Origin of the sequence: Citrobacter sp. Cm038 (assembly GCF_030333105.1) — a bacterium.
Classification (GTDB): Bacteria; Pseudomonadota; Gammaproteobacteria; order Enterobacterales; family Enterobacteriaceae; genus Citrobacter; species Citrobacter murliniae.
This window is the reverse complement of sequence record NZ_JAOWGO010000012.1, coordinates 1-219: the sequence shown is the minus strand read 5'-3', so window position 1 is coordinate 219 and position 219 is coordinate 1. Positions and strand designations below refer to the sequence as shown.

General features: G+C 56.2%; 2 tRNA genes. Both read right to left on the bottom strand.

What is annotated here, in order from left to right:
• Positions 1-2: 2 nt before the first annotated feature.
• Positions 3-75 (bottom strand) — tRNA-Val (locus OGY01_RS01615).
• 46 nt (positions 76-121) lie between these two features.
• Positions 122-197: transfer RNA gene (locus tag OGY01_RS01610), tRNA-Val, on the bottom strand.
• Positions 198-219 lie beyond the last annotated feature (22 nt).

The window sequence follows — 219 nt, the reverse complement described above, 5'->3', positions numbered from 1 at the left end:
GGTGGGTGATGACGGGATCGAACCGCCGACCCCCTCCTTGTAAGGGAGGTGCTCTCCCAGCTGAGCTAATCACCCACTTCTCAATTTCTTACATTACACGGCGGAGACTACATAAAGTAGTTGGTGGGTGATGACGGGTTCGAACCGCCGACCCCCTCCTTGTAAGGGAGGTGCTCTCCCAGCTGAGCTAATCACCCCCGCTGTGTGGAGTCGCATTAT